Annotated in this window: 13 protein-coding genes and 1 tRNA gene; 8 read left to right on the top strand and 6 right to left on the bottom strand. The window is 65.5% G+C overall.

Going from position 1 to position 14,091, the window contains the following annotated elements; translation table 11 throughout:
* From J2805_RS09805 to J2805_RS09795, 3 genes are all read left to right on the top strand, one after another.
* Entirely contained in the window at window positions 1-471 is a 471-nt protein-coding gene (locus tag J2805_RS09805; protein WP_309975601.1) for a hypothetical protein, read from the top strand.
* Between the two features lie 20 nt (window positions 472-491).
* Window positions 492-941, top strand: a complete 450-nt coding sequence (locus J2805_RS09800) for an RrF2 family transcriptional regulator (protein WP_309975598.1) — start codon at window positions 492-494, stop codon at window positions 939-941.
* Window positions 942-1,109: 168 nt separating this feature from the next.
* Window positions 1,110-2,270 (top strand): globin domain-containing protein, encoded by a 1,161-nt coding sequence (locus tag J2805_RS09795; RefSeq protein ID WP_309975596.1) that lies wholly within the window; start codon window positions 1,110-1,112, stop codon window positions 2,268-2,270.
* 149 nt (window positions 2,271-2,419) lie between these two features.
* Here J2805_RS09795 and J2805_RS09790 read toward each other — a convergent pair whose 3' ends face one another.
* Window positions 2,420-4,255 (bottom strand): phosphoenolpyruvate carboxykinase (GTP), encoded by a 1,836-nt coding sequence (locus J2805_RS09790; protein WP_309975594.1) that lies wholly within the window; start codon window positions 4,253-4,255, stop codon window positions 2,420-2,422.
* Window positions 4,256-4,533: 278 nt separating this feature from the next.
* Here J2805_RS09790 and J2805_RS09785 point away from each other — a divergent pair.
* Window positions 4,534-4,607 (top strand) — tRNA-Arg (locus tag J2805_RS09785).
* Between the two features lie 126 nt (window positions 4,608-4,733).
* On the opposite strand, the gene J2805_RS09780 is transcribed toward J2805_RS09785, so the two are convergent.
* Window positions 4,734-5,471, bottom strand: a complete 738-nt coding sequence (locus J2805_RS09780) for a FadR/GntR family transcriptional regulator (protein WP_309975592.1) — start codon at window positions 5,469-5,471, stop codon at window positions 4,734-4,736.
* Window positions 5,472-5,644: 173 nt separating this feature from the next.
* Between J2805_RS09780 and J2805_RS09775 the strand changes: the two genes are divergently transcribed.
* The 4 genes from J2805_RS09775 (at window position 5,645) to J2805_RS09760 (ending at window position 10,715) form a co-directional block, all read left to right on the top strand.
* Window positions 5,645-7,129 (top strand): dihydrolipoyl dehydrogenase family protein, encoded by a 1,485-nt coding sequence (locus tag J2805_RS09775; protein ID WP_309975590.1) that lies wholly within the window; start codon window positions 5,645-5,647, stop codon window positions 7,127-7,129.
* Window positions 7,130-7,330: 201 nt separating this feature from the next.
* Window positions 7,331-8,068 (top strand): P-loop NTPase family protein, encoded by a 738-nt coding sequence (locus J2805_RS09770; RefSeq protein WP_309975588.1) that lies wholly within the window; start codon window positions 7,331-7,333, stop codon window positions 8,066-8,068.
* Window positions 8,065-10,101: a YhgE/Pip domain-containing protein gene (locus tag J2805_RS09765; RefSeq protein WP_309975587.1), complete on the top strand. Its 2,037-nt coding sequence runs from the start codon at window positions 8,065-8,067 to the stop codon at window positions 10,099-10,101. Before J2805_RS09770 ends, J2805_RS09765 begins: the two co-directional genes overlap by 4 nt.
* A complete protein-coding gene (locus tag J2805_RS09760; protein ID WP_309975585.1) occupies window positions 10,098-10,715 on the top strand; it encodes a TetR/AcrR family transcriptional regulator in 618 nt (205 codons plus the stop codon). Before J2805_RS09765 ends, J2805_RS09760 begins: the two co-directional genes overlap by 4 nt.
* Window positions 10,716-11,260: 545 nt before the next feature.
* Here the strand turns inward: J2805_RS09760 and J2805_RS09755 are convergent.
* The 4 genes from J2805_RS09755 to J2805_RS09740 form a co-directional block, all read right to left on the bottom strand.
* On the bottom strand, window positions 11,261-12,358 hold the full coding sequence (locus J2805_RS09755) for an EamA family transporter (protein ID WP_309975583.1): 1,098 nt from the start codon (window positions 12,356-12,358) through the stop codon (window positions 11,261-11,263).
* Window positions 12,359-12,445: 87 nt separating this feature from the next.
* Window positions 12,446-13,114, bottom strand: coding sequence for a hypothetical protein (locus tag J2805_RS09750; protein WP_309975581.1), 669 nt, complete (start codon window positions 13,112-13,114; stop codon window positions 12,446-12,448).
* 95 nt (window positions 13,115-13,209) lie between these two features.
* Complete coding sequence (locus tag J2805_RS09745; RefSeq protein ID WP_307052370.1) at window positions 13,210-13,740, bottom strand: SixA phosphatase family protein; 531 nt, start codon at window positions 13,738-13,740, stop codon at window positions 13,210-13,212.
* A gap of 56 nt (window positions 13,741-13,796) precedes the next feature.
* Window positions 13,797-14,000 carry a dodecin family protein gene (locus J2805_RS09740; protein ID WP_309975577.1) on the bottom strand — a complete coding sequence of 68 codons (204 nt, stop codon included), beginning with the start codon at window positions 13,998-14,000 and terminating at the stop codon, window positions 13,797-13,799.
* Between the last annotated feature and the right edge of the window lie 91 nt (window positions 14,001-14,091).

Genomic DNA, 14,091 nt, shown 5'->3' with positions numbered 1-14,091 from the left:
ATGACCGAACTTCCCGGAACACCCTGGCGGGATTCTGTCCCCGAGGCGACGGCCACCGACCTGGAAAACCTGCTGGGCACCGGCGTCGGCGCGGCACAGGAGCAGCTCGGGCGCAATGGCGGGTTCCTGCCCTTCGCGCTGGTGGTGGAGAACAACGGCGAGGTGCGCCTCGTCGCCGTCACTCCCGCGGACGCCGAGGACGGCTCGGAGGGTGAATTCGATGCAGATACAATGATCAGCGACCTCACCGAACTGCTCCGGCAGAACCGGGACGACTTCCGTGCCGCTGCCGTGGTCTGCGACATCACTTTACTGGAAGAGGACACTGACGCCATCCACGTCGCGGCCGAGCACCGGGATGGTTCCGTTTTCGCCGCAGTCCTGCCCTACGAACCCAACACCGAGTCACGCGAATGGGAGTTCGGGCAGCTTTCCGCTGATTCCAACGAGCCCGCCATCTGGGTGGACTAGACCTCCACTAGGTTGATGACATGAAGATCAATGCCTTCGCGGATGTGAGCCTGCGGGCCATGATGGTGCTGGCGGCTGCCCCGGACGGCAACCTGCTGACCACGCAGAGCATTGCTGACGCCGTGGGCACCCCTTACAACCACGTCAGCAAGGCCATGGCCAAACTCCGTGAACTTGGCGTGATCGACGTCGAACGGGGCCGGAATGGCGGCTCTCGGCTCAACGACGCCGGACGCAAGGCCACTGTGGGCCAGCTGCTCCGGCTCCTGAACACCCGGCTGGATCCGGCCGACTGCCATTCACTGAACGGCGAGTGCCCGCTCATCAACGAGTGCCGGCTTCGCGGGGCCCTCTCCCGCGCACGGGAGGCCTTCTACCGGGAGCTCGACGACATCGTCGTATCCACCCTTCCCGGAACGCGGCAGATGGCACCCGTCTTCCAGGCCATCGGACTCCGCCCCGGACTCTGACGTCCGGCTCCTCCCCGGATTTCAAGCTATTCCAGAGCGACCAGAGCGACCTCCCTCCCGATTTGGATATCTCTTCTACGCCGTGTAGAACTTAGGTGTAAATACTTGTATTTCAAATACGTGTATTGATCGCGGTCCGGATCCCGGGCCCTTACCTCAGGAGTACACATGCTCTCGGACAAATCCCGCCCTGTCATCGAGGCCACCCTGCCGCTGGTCGGATCCCGGATCGGCGACATCACCCCCAAGTTTTATGCCCGGCTCTTCGGCGCCCACCCGGAACTGCTGGACGGCCTGTTCAGCCGCTCCAACCAGCGGTCGGGCAACCAGCAGCAGGCCCTGGCCGGAAGCATCGCGGCTTTCGCCACGCACCTCGTGAACAACCCGGGGACACTTCCGGAAACCGTGCTTTCCCGGATCGCCCACAAGCACGCTTCCCTTGGCATCACCGAGCCGCAGTACCAGGTTGTCTACGAGCACCTCTTTGCCGCCATAGCCGACGACCTCGCAGAGGTCATCACGCCCGAAATCGCGGAGGCATGGACAGAGGTTTACTGGCTCATGGCCGATGCCTTGATCAAAATCGAAAACGGCCTCTACGCCAGCCAGGCCAACGACAGGATGTGGACCCCCTGGCGCGTTGCCGCCAAGACTCCGGCCGGCACGGGCGCCATGACCTTCGTCCTGGAGCCGGCCGACGACACTCCCGTCACGGCAGCCCTTCCCGGGCAGTACGTCAGCGTCAAGGTCCAGCTCCCGGACGACCTGCGCCAGGTCCGCCAATACTCACTCTCCGACGACGCCGGCACCAGCCGCACCTTCACCACCAAGCTGGACGACGGCGGCGAGGTGTCCCCGGTGCTGCACAACGACGTCGAGGTCGGCGACATCCTGGAAATTTCCAACCCCTACGGTGAGATCACCCTGAAGGAGGGAAACGGGCCGGTGGTCCTGGCCTCCGCCGGCATCGGCTGCACCCCCACGGCCTCCATCCTCCGCTCCCTGGCAGAGGCCGGATCCGGCCGCCGGGTGCTGGTGCTGCATGCGGAAAGCACCCTGGACAGCTGGGCCCTGCGCGGCCAGATGACTGACGACGTCGAACGCCTCGAGGGTGCCGACCTCCAGCTCTGGCTGGAAGAACCGCAGGGCGGTTCCAACGCCGGCTTCATGTCGCTGCGTGAAGTGGACCTGCCCGCCGACGCGTCACTGTACCTCTGCGGCCCGCTGCCGTTCATGAAGCACATCCGCAACGAAGCCATCAACGCCGGCATCCCCGCAACGAAGATCCACTATGAAGTCTTCGGTCCGGACATCTGGCTGGCCAACTGATCCATGGGTGGGCCCACGCCGGCAGGGTTCCCTGGCCGAGCTTGCGAGGCTAGGGGGCCGGTGGGGAACGACGGCGGCGCCGTACCTTTCAGGGGAAAGGTACGGCGCCGCCGTCGTTCTAGGACGCCATTGTCCTAAGGTGCCAACTGCTAAGAGGCCTGGCCCAGGCGGGCCTTCAGGCCCGCCAGCTCGGACTGCAGCGCCTCGGGCAGCGAACCGCCGAAGTTGGCGAACCATTCCTCGATCGAAGCGAGCTCGGTGGCCCACTCAGCCGGGTCGACACGGACGGCCTCTTCAACCTGGGCCGGGGTCATGTCCAGGCCCTTGAGGTCGATCGCATCACCGGTGGGAACGAACCCGATGGGGGTCTCCACGGCGTCAGCCTTGCCTTCGAGGCGCTCGATGGCCCACTTCAGGACACGGGCGTTGTCGCCGAATCCGGGCCAGGCGAAGCCGCCCTCGGAGTTGCGGCGGAACCAGTTGACCAGGAAGATCTTGGGCAGTCGCTCCGGGTTGGCCTTGGCGGACAGGTTGACCCAGTGGTTCAGGTAGTCGCCTGCGTCGTAGCCAATGAAGGGCAGCATAGCCATCGGATCGCGGCGGACAACGCCAACGGCGCCGGCTGCAGCTGCAGTTGTCTCGGAAGACAGCGTGGAGCCCATGAAGATGCCGTTGGACCAGCTGCGCGCCTCAGTCACCAGGGGGATGGTGGTCTTGCGGCGGCCGCCGAACAGGATCGCGGACAGCTCGACACCGTCCGGGTTGTTGTACTCCTCGGCCAGCATGTCGATCTGGTCGATCGGCGTGCAGAAGCGGGAGTTCGGGTGGGCAGCGGGCTTGTCCGAGTCCGAGGTCCAGGAGTTGCCCTGCCAGTCGGTGAGGTGCTCAGGAACTTCCTCGGTCATACCCTCCCACCACACGCCGCCGTCGTCGGTCAGCGCGACGTTGGTGAAGATGCTGTTGCCCTTGGCGATGGCTCGCATCGCGTTGGGGTTGGTGCCCCAGCCCGTGCCCGGAGCCACGCCGAAGAGGCCGGCCTCGGGGTTGACGGCGCGGAGCTCGCCCTCCTTGCCGAAGCGCATCCAGGTGATGTCATCACCCAGCGTCTCCACCTTCCAGCCCTCGATGGTGGGATCGAGCAGCGCAAGGTTGGTCTTGCCGCAGGCGGACGGGAAGGCAGCCGAGACGTAGTACGTCTTCTGCTCCGGGGAGGTCAGCTTCAGGATGAGCATGTGCTCAGCCAGCCAGCCTTCGTCGCGGGCCATCACGGAGGCGATGCGGAGGGCGTAGCACTTCTTGCCCAGCAGGGCGTTTCCGCCGTAGCCGGAGCCGAAGGACCAGATGGAGCGCTCTTCGGGGAAGTGCACGATCCACTTGTCCGGGTTGCACGGCCACGGCACGTCCGCCTGGCCGGCTTCGAGCGGCGCGCCCAGGGAGTGCAGGGCCGGCACGAAGAACGCATTGGTCTCGGTGATGCGATTCAGTACGTCGGTGCCGATGCGGGCCATGATGCGCATCGAGGCAACAACGTAGGCGCTGTCGGTGATTTCGACGCCGAACTTGGGATCTTCGGCATCGAGGTGGCCCATAACGAACGGGATGACGTACATGGTGCGGCCTCGCATGGAGCCGGCGAACAGTCCGCGCAGCTTCTGCTTCATCTCGGCCGGAGCCATCCAGTTGTTCGTGAAGCCGGCGTCGTGCTCCTTCTCGGAGCAGATGAACGTCTGCTCTTCCACGCGGGCTACGTCCGCGGGATCAGAGAATGCAGCGAAAGAATTGGGGAAGAGTTCCTGGTTCAGGCGCGTCAGCGTTCCTGCTGCGACGAGTTCGTCGGTGAGCCTGGTGTTTTCCTCTTCCGTACCGTCAACCCAGTGGATCCGGTCCGGCTGAGTAAGTTCTGCAACCTCTTCGACCCATGCCAGCAGGCCAGCATGCGTAGTGGGTGCTTTCTCAAGCAGCGGCAGTCGTGCGAGATCGCCCATTGCGGTTCCCTTCCTCGGGTTCAGTGGTGTGTCCTAAATGCTAGGGCTCTAGACCACCGGGATTTTTGAGCTGGAGATAGGATGTCCGCAGGGCAAAAAAGCAAAAACCGCGGAAAATCAAGGAACAGGACCCCAATACTCCTACCATTTTGTGAGTAAGGTCACATAGACCGGTCTAGTCGCGTAGATTACACATGTTTCGATTTGGAACTCCGGGGCAACTCGCGTAAAGTAATTCGAGGTTCGGGGGTGAGCGAAAAACTCCCGGAGCCGAGAATGCGCCCATAGCTCAGCTGGATAGAGCGTCTGTCTACGGAACAGAAGGTCAGGGGTTCGAATCCCTTTGGGCGCACAATAAGAAAAGATCCGCACCGGTACGCCGGTGCGGATCTTTTGTTTCGGTATGTTTCGGGCCTTCGGCGGCTTGGCCTTCAGTAATACTTGGGCCCGGGGGGCAGAAGCCTCCGGGCCCACCTCCCTATTGAGTCGGATTCCCTATTGCGTCGGAAATACGGTGACGGATGCCGTCGAAGTGACGGTTAAGCCGCTCTGCCGCCAATACCTTGTCCCCGTCCGCCACGGCCTCATAAATCCGACGGTGCATCGCTGCCGTCTCCGTCAGGTCCTCGGCACCGGGGCCGACCTCGAGGTGGATCTGGCGGTACACCTTCCAGAAAACGGCGAGCAGGTTAATGAGCAGTGCGTTGTTAAGCGGCTCAAACAACCGCCGGTGGAACTCCGCATCCACCTCCACAAACGCCTCTCCTGCGGCGGCCAGCTCCTCCATCCGGACCACGGACTCCTCAACGGCTGCCAGCTGCCTGGCGGTCATGGCATCCATGGCGCTGCCGATCAGACCCGATTCAAGGGCCTGCCTGACGTCCACCAGCTCCAGTGCCTCGCCGCCCTTGTGGCGCAGCGACAGCCTCCCGCGGAAGGTGAGCCCGTCCGCCAAGGCATCAAAATTGCTGGGCGCCACAAACATGCCGAACCCGTGGCGGATTTCCACCACGCCCAGCGCCTGCAGGACTTTGAGCGATTCCCGGAGCGTATTCCGGCCGACGCCCAGCGCCAGCGCGAGCTCGTTTTCGGTGGGGAGCGGATCACCGGCTTCGAGTTCGCGCTCCAGAATGAGGTCCATGATGTCCGCCTGAAGCGCGCGGAGCCGCGCCTGGGCGCTGAACCGCGCCTGTGAAGCGACGCCTGATGTAGTCATGGGTTCCCCTAACCGAGAGTCCTGACCCGCCGTACAGAGTGGGTCACACCAAACAATATTGGATGTCCCACCTACTGTTAAGCTCCCGCGCCCTCCCCGAGCCTCTTTCACTGCGCCAATCCCACGCCCTCCATCCCGCGGCAGGCGGTGGATGCCGGGCGTAGTCTGTTGCCATGACGGCGACAATTGAACGCGAATTCGATGTAATTGTGATCGGCGCCGGCGCCGTAGGAGAAAACGTCGCGGACCGCGTGGTCCAGGGCGGTCTGACGGCGGTCCTCGTCGAAGCGTCACTGGTGGGCGGCGAATGCTCCTACTGGGCCTGCATGCCTTCCAAGGCACTGCTGCGCCCGGGCACCGCCCTCCACGGCGCGCAAACAGTCCCCGGGGCAGGGGAAGCAGTCACCCGGACCTTGGACGCGTCCGCCGTCCTCAAGCGCCGGGATTACTTCACGTCCAACTGGCAGGACGACAGCCAGGTCAAGTGGGTGGAGGACACCGGGATTGAGCTGATCCGCGGCCGTGGCCGCATCACCGGCCCCCGTGCGGTCGAAGTGACGGGAGTGGACGGTAAGAGCTACCTTCTCTCGGCGCGGCACGCCGTCGTGCTGTCCACCGGGTCCGCCCCAACGGCCCCACCGATAGCAGGCCTGGCGGAGGTGGACTACTGGACCACCCGCGAGGCTACCTCCGCACCGAGCGTTCCCGGCAGCCTGGTAGTCCTCGGCGGCGGGGTGGCCGGCACCGAGCTGGCACAGGCATTCGCCCGGCTGGGTTCCGCGGTGACTCTCGTGGCGCGCGGCGACCTGCTCAGCATGTACCCGCAGGACGCCGCAAAACTGGTGTTGGCCGGGCTTCGGGCGGATGGCGTGGACGTACGCCTCAACACCTCCACCGAGCGGGTCGGCAAGAACGACGACGGCTCTGTCACCGTGGATCTGGCGGACGGCATCTCCGTCAGCGCTGAGAAGCTGCTGGTGGCCACCGGCCGCCATGCCGCCCTGGAAGGGTTGGGCCTGGAAGCCGTGGGCCTTGGTTCCGACGGAGGCAAGGTGCCGCCGCTTCGCACGGATACCACGGGACTGGTGGAGGGCGCCGATGCGGGCGACCGCAACGGCAACGGTACGGGCGACAGTACCGAACACTGGCTCTACGCGGTGGGGGACGCCGCCGGCAAGGTCATGCTGACGCACCAGGGCAAGTATTCGGCACGTGCTACTGGCGACGCCATCGCCGCGCGGGCCAAGGGTGAGCTGGAGGGAACGCCATCGCCGTGGAGCCGTTACGCGCAGACAGCCAATGACCACGCAGTCCCCAACGTGGTGTTCACGGATCCCGAGCTCGCCAGTGTGGGCAGGTCCGTCGACCAGGCGGAGAAGGACGGCTACAACGTCTCCTCGGTGGAACTTCCCATCAGCGTGGCCGGCTCCTCGCTGCATGCCGAGCACTACGAGGGCTGGGCGCAGCTGGTGGTGGACGAGGACAGGAAAGTGTTGCTCGGCGCCACGTTTGCGGGCCCGGATGTGGCCGAGCTCCTGCACGCAGCCACCATCGCCGTGGTGGGCCAAGTTCCCCTGGACCGCCTGTGGCATGCCGTTCCGTCGTATCCCACCATCAGCGAGGTGTGGCTGCGGCTGCTCGAGGAGTACGGCCTCTGACGCCCGCCCCATCCCTACTCCGGCACCGCGCGAACGGACAGTTACGGCCCTTCGACTCGCGCGAACGGACAGTTGCGGCCCTTCGGTTTGGCCCCAACTGTCCGTTCGCGCTGACTGCTTGGTCACAACGCAGGCATTCTATTTGAACTGACTGGTCAGTTTAGTTAGCCTTGAAGCAGACCCCCTCTGCGAAAGGCTCCAATGCTCTCGGTTCGACAGCTTCACGTGAAAGGCCGGCGGGATGACCTCCTCCCGCCGACCTCACTCCAGGCCCGGCGCGGCGAGCTGGTTCTTGTGGCCGGCGCCGGCCAGGACCAGAGAACCGCGCTGGCTCTCACGCTGAGCGGACGCATGAAACCGTCGTCCGGGGAACTCCTCTGGGACGGCGCGGCGAAGACCAAGCACCTTCGGCTGGCCAGTTCCTTGGTGGACGCTCCCGGTGTCAATGAACCCGAGCAGCACCTGAGCGTGCGCGATCTGGTCACGGAGGACCTCGCGCTGATCCCGCGGCGCTACCGGGGCGCCCTGCTCAGCAAGCCGTGGCTGAAAGTCAACCGCTTTGAGGACATCGCCGGCCTGTGGACCGAGCAGCTGGCCCCGGCCAGGCGCATCGAGCTGCTGACCGCCCTGGCACTCGCGAACCCGCACACCGACCTTCTGGTGGTCGACTCCCCCGACCGCCACAGTGCCGACCCGGCCGACTGGCTGCCGCGGCTCCGGGAGCTGGCGTACGACGGCGGCCGTCCCCTCGCCGTGGTCGCCACCGTCGCTGCCCTCCCGGACAACTGGACCGGCCCCGCCGCGGTGATCGGAAATGCAGCGGCTCTCCCTCCGGCCAGCGAGAGTTTTGGCCCAGATAACGCGAGCCAAACAACCCCAAAGTCCCCGGATCCGGACAAAACCTCCATGCCCGAAACTGAAACAGAGGACGCAAAGTGACTGTGCTGCGGCTGGCCCGCTCCGAACTCAAGCGCATGACCGGCGGGCTGCTGCCCAAGCTGACGATCATTGCCCTGACCATGGTGCCGCTGCTTTACGGGGCGGTGTACCTGTATGCCAACTGGGATCCTTACAGCAACCTCGACCAGATCGATGCCGCACTGGTGGTGGAAGACACCGGTGCCACGTCCGACGACGGAACCCAGCTGCGCGCCGGCCAGGAGGTGGCCGAAAACCTCATCGACGGGCACGTGTTCAACTGGCAGTCCGTGGGCTCCGCCGAAGAGGCCGACCAGGGGGTCAGCAGCGGCAGATACGCCTTCGCGCTCAAGATTCCCGCGGACTTCTCCGCCAACCTCTCTTCTCCCGGCAGCTTCGACGCCGCCAGCCAGGCCATGCTGAACGTGACCACGAATGACGCCAACAACTACCTCCTGAGCACCATCGTGGACAAGCTGACAACGGCCGTCCACTCGAGCGTGGCCAAGGAAGTGGGCGAGGAAACGGCCAACCAGCTACTCACCGGCTTCGGCACCATCCACACCCAGATGGTCAAAGCAGCTGACGGTGCCGGCCAGCTTTCCGCCGGCGTGGGTAAGCTCCACGACGGCACCGTGACCCTCCATGACGGCACAGGGCAGCTCAGCAGCGGCGCAGGCGAACTCTACAACGGCCAGCTCAAACTGCGTGACGGAGCCAACCAGCTGAACGAGGGCACAGCACAGCTCAGCGATGGACTCGGCCAGCTCAAGGACAAGACGGCCTCCCTGCCGGCCGATTCGCAAAAGCTGGCTGACGGCGCCGCGCAGGTTGCGGCCGGGAACGCCACCCTGAACACGAAGGTGCAGGACGTCGTCGGGCAGTTGAACGCGGCGGACGCAGGTCTACGGAGCCGGGTAGTGGAGTCCAACGGCAGGCTGATGGCCGCCGGGGTCATCACCCAGGCCCAGGCGGACAGCATCCTGGCGGATTTTGATCAGGCGGCGGCCTCCGGCCCGGTTGCCGATGCCAAGGCGAAGATCCAGGCCGATGCCGGGCAGATCCAACAGCTCGCCGACGGTTCGGCCGCAGTGAGCGCCGGCGCCGACAAACTGGCCGCAGCCACGCCAACCCTGACGGGCGCCATCTCCCAGGCGTCCGCGGGCGCCGACCAGCTCCACACCGGGTCCTCCGCCCTGGCAACCGGACAGCAGAGCGCGGTTGACGGCGCCGCGAAGCTCGCCGAGGGGGCCAGGACGCTCGACGCCGGCGCGGCGCAGCTTGAGGACGGCGCCGCTACGGCCGCCAGCGGAGCCGGCACCCTGGCGTCGGAGCTGGCCAAGGGTGCCGGGCAGGTTCCCAATCCCGACGATGCCCAAAAGGACAGCCTCGCCAAGGTCATGGCCGATCCAGTGGCTGTCAGCAACGTCTCGCAGGCCAAGGCCGGGTCCTATGGGGCCGGCCTGGCACCGTTCTTCCTTACCTTGGCACTGTGGATCGGCATCTTCATGCTCATCCAGGCCATGCGCCCCGTCACGCAGCGCGCGCTGGCGTCCAACGCAGCGTCATGGAAGATCGCACTGGGCGGCTGGCTTCCCTTCCTGGCTGTATCCGTTGTCCAGGCGAGCCTGCTCACTCTGGTGGTGGACCTGGCGCTGGGCCTCAACCCTGCGCACCCGGTGCTGATGTGGCTGTTCATGCTTGCAGCCGCCATGGCGTTCAGCGCCCTCATCCAGGGCATAGTGGCCTTGCTTGGTTCGCCCGGGAAGCTGGTGGTCCTGATCCTGCTGGTGCTTCAGTTGGTGTCCTCGGGAGGCACCTTCCCGTGGCAGACCACTCCGCAGCCGCTGCACGTAGTGCATGAGATCCTGCCCATGGGCTACGTGGTCACCGGGATGCGGCACCTGATCTACGGCGCAGACCTATCGATGATCCTGCCAACCGTGGCGGGCCTGCTTGGCTACACTGTGCTGGGGGCCGCGCTGTCAACGCTGGCCGTCCACAAGCACAAGTTCTGGACCCTGAAATCCCTGAAACCGGAGATCGCCGTATGAGCATGCAGGAAGCCGGCGACAAGAAGCTCCGCCCCGCCCGCACCAACGCGACGAAGCAGAAGCTGTTCGAAGCCTCCATGGAACTGATCGGCGAACGCGGTGCGGCCGGCGTCACCGTGGACGAGATCGCTGCGGCGGCAGGCGTTTCCAAGGGAACCGTCTACTACAACTTCGGCAGCAAGTCCGTCCTGATCGCCCAACTGCTGCGCCACGGTGTGGACATCCTGCTGGCCAGGCTGCTGAGCGTAAAGGACTCCTCCGCTGACCCGCTGACGGCCATGGACGAGATGATCGGCCAGGCGATGGACTTCATGGCCGAGTACCCGTCCTTCGCCAGGCTATGGGTCAGCGAAAACTGGCGGACACCCAGCGAATGGCAGGACACCTTCGCCGAGCTCCGCGGCCACCTGCTGGAAGTGATCGGCGCGGCGATAGGAGGCGTGGCCGAACAGTACGACGTGGATGAATCCATCTCCCGGGGGAGCCTGGAAACCGCCATCTTCGGAGCATGCTTCGTGGTGGGCCTGGACCGCCAGACCTACAATCCCGAGCGCACCCGCGAACAGAGCGTCGCAGCCATCATGGCAATCATGCGTGGCTACGTCAGGAAGTAGCACCCATCGGGGAAGATTAGTCACATGCGCCACATGGGTTACAGCGGAAAACTAGCGGTCAGTGCGGCCATCGCCGCCTCGGGCCTTCTAGTGCTCACTGCGGTCACTCTCGAAGAGGCGGCGCTGTACGGATTCCTCGGAGCCGTGGGCGTTGGTTACCTTGCCTGTGTCATCCAGGTGGTGGCACGGAGACGCAATGTGGCACTGCTGGCGGGAGGCGTGGGTACGAGCCTGTTCATCGGTTTCGCCATCGCGTTCCTGCGCATGTGGGGGCTGGCCTTCACCGCGGAGCCGGATCCGCTGGGCGCGGCTGTGACCACCCAGGACTCGGACATCTACTTCTACCTCGCCGCGGTTTCCGGCGCCGGAACACTGCTGGTTCTGTTCGCCGGCGCGGTGTGGCCCGCCGGCAAGCGGCTTCCGTCCGGCCGAAATCAGTCCGACCGTCGTCAGACCGGACAGCGTCAGACCGGACGGCGCGGACCTGCGGTGAATGCCAGGCGACCGGTGGTCAAGCCTGCCGCACGCGCGGCTGCAGGCACGGGCTACGGACGTGTTCCGGCATCGAGGTCGGGCGCCACCCGCGCGCCGGCGGCGAAGCGGCCTGCGTCGTCATCCGCCAAGGCTCCTGTGACGCGCGTGCCCGGCCCGGCGCCCAAGTCCGCCGTGCCCAAATCCGTGCCTAAACCGGCACCCAAGCCATCGCCCAAGTCACCGGCGAAGGCCACGTCACGGCGTTGAGCATGCCACCGGCGCTGGCCCGGCGTGGCTCCCAGCCGGTCCGGCCGGAGCACGGCGATGGCCACCCCACCCAGCAGCAGGAGCCCGCCGGCCACCTCCGCAAGTGAGGGAACCTCGCCCAGGACCAGCCACGCCGTCGTCATTCCTACCACCGGGACCAGCAGCGTAAAGGGGACGACTGCTGATGACGGATAAAGGCCCAGGAGCCAGTTCCAGATGCCGTAGCCCACCAGGGACCCGAAGACGGCCGTGTAAATGGCGCTCAGGATGGTAACCAGCTGCATGCCGGCGAGGGTGCCTCCCACGGCGGCCGGCCCATCGATCCACAAGGACAACCCGATCAGCGGCAGCGGAACCACAGCGCCCGACCACACCACGAGGCCAAGACCGGAGGAGGCCTTGGCACGGCGGGCGATGATGTTGCCGGCTGCCCAGGACAATGCGGCCGCCAGGACGATGATGAGTGGAAGGACGGGGGCCACCATGCTGCGGCCGACTGCCACTACAGCAAGTCCCGCCACGCCGAGGACGACGCCGGTGAACTGCCTGGCGCTGGGGTGTTCACCCAGGATCCCGGCAGCCAGCAGCACCGTGAGCAGCACTTGGGCCTGCAGGACCAGGGAGGCCAGCCCGGCAGGCATGCCCAGGGCCATGGCCAGGTAGAGAAGGCCGAACTGTCCGGCACTCATGAACAGGCCGACGCCAAGGATGGCCCGCCAGCTGACGTCCGGCTTACGGATGAAGAAAATCCACGGAAAGACGACCAGCACGAAGCGCATGGCCACAAAAAGCAGCGGCGGCACTTCCGTGCCGTTGGCGTGCAGGCCAAGGTCGATCGCGACGAAGTTCGCGCCCCACAGGACGGCCACGAGGACTGCAAGGGCGGAATGGCGGAAGGTCACCGGGCTGCCGGGTTCAGTGCTTCCGCGTCACAGCACGCGGGGTCACAGCACTCAGGGTGACAGCACGCGGAGTCACAGGTTGCAGAGTCACAGGTTTCGCGGGCGTTCTCCGGGAGTACCGTCGGCTTCGCCGTCGCGCCGGTCGGCGCCGGGGACGGCGCCGGTCCGCCGCGGTGCAGCGGGGCCTGTGGCATCCCGTTCAGTGGTGGTGCCTTCGGTTGCAGGGCGTTCGGTTGCGGGCACCGCGGTGCGGGGTTCTGTCGTGCGGGGTTCGGCAGCGGCTGGTCCTGCACCCGCCGGAAGGTTGTCCCCGCTCCCGCGGGTTCCCGCTTCTGCCCGTGTCTGAGGCTGGCCAAGGGTGTCGTCATGCCGGTCAGTGTCGCGCCGGTCAACGTCGTGTTTGTCGGTGTCGCGCCGGTCGGCGGTCACGACGTCCGGATCGACCTCATCGGCTTTGCGGAGCTGCTCCTGCGAAGCGACGCGCACGCGTTCGGCTTCCTGCTGCTTTTCGCGGGCATCCCGGCGCAGCCGTTCGGCCTCCACCTCGGCCTGTTTGGCATCGGCTTCGGCACGCGCGGCCTTGGCTTCACGGTCCCGCGCTCCGAGCTCATCGGCCTTGGCTTTTTCGCGCATCTCGGCGGCCCGGTTCCGGTCCGCCTCCACCTTGCGCTTGCGGTTGAAGAACAGCAGCGCCGCAATAATCGCCACCACCACCACAACGCCGATGATGATGCCCACTAGCTGTCCTGAGTCCATGATGATCTCCTCTAACCTGGGCCGCCGATGAATATCTCCAGTAAACATCACAAACCCACTGCTGACCATGAACCGCGGCGGCTAATTGCAGAGGCCTACTTGTGAGCCCGGGGCACCTTGAAGTGTGTGAGCCTGGCGTCCTGGCCATCCAGCTCAGCCCAGGTCTTTTCAGTTTCCAGCACGGTCAGCCCGCTGGTGGGAAACCGGGTGGCAGCGTCCATGTACGCATCGTGGTTGGAGTCGCGCGAAGCCAGGTGCATAGCCAGGTCCTGCACGCCGGGCATATGGGAGATCACCATCAGTGTGGTCACGGTATCCGGCACATGGTTGATGACCGTAAGCATCCGCAGCGCCGAAGCGCCGTAGAGGCCGTCTTCGAGTTTCGGGGTTGGGGCCTTGTCCCCCAGTTCCGCGCACACCCACGTGCACGTCTGCCGGGTCCGAAGCGCACTGGAGCACAGGATGAAATCGGGAACGACTCCGTGCTTGCGCAGCCACTTGCCGGCCAGCGGGGCCTCGCGGTGTCCGCGCTCTTCCAGCGGCCGCTCATGGTCCGGCACGCCTCCGGGCCAGTCGGCCTTGGAGTGCCGCATGAGGACCAGCCGCCTGATGTGATGCTCGCTCATGCACCAATCCTAGTGCGGCGGCCTTGCCCCTCAGGTCACGGCCGCCCCGCGAAGGTTTAGTCCTCCAGAACGAAGGTCACTTCGAGCACGACGTGCCAGGCGACGACGGCGCCGTTGGCGATCTCCACTTTCTGTTCCTTCACCCACGCGCCGCTGACACCCCGCAGCGTCTTGTTGGCCCGGTCGATGCCTTCCTTGATGGCATCATCAAACGAGGTTTTCGAGTTCGCGCTCAGGGTTGTAATGCGTGCAACTGACATGGCTCCTCCTGATGGTCGGATGGACGATCAGAGCCTACGCCGCCCCACCCAAGCCCAACAGGGTCAAAAGGCCACACCCCAACCCCGCCAA

The organism is Arthrobacter oryzae (assembly GCF_031454875.1).
Lineage (GTDB): Bacteria > Actinomycetota > Actinomycetes > Actinomycetales > Micrococcaceae > Arthrobacter > Arthrobacter oryzae_D.
The sequence above is the reverse complement of the archived record's forward strand: the minus strand, read 5'-3'. Positions and strand labels throughout refer to the sequence as shown.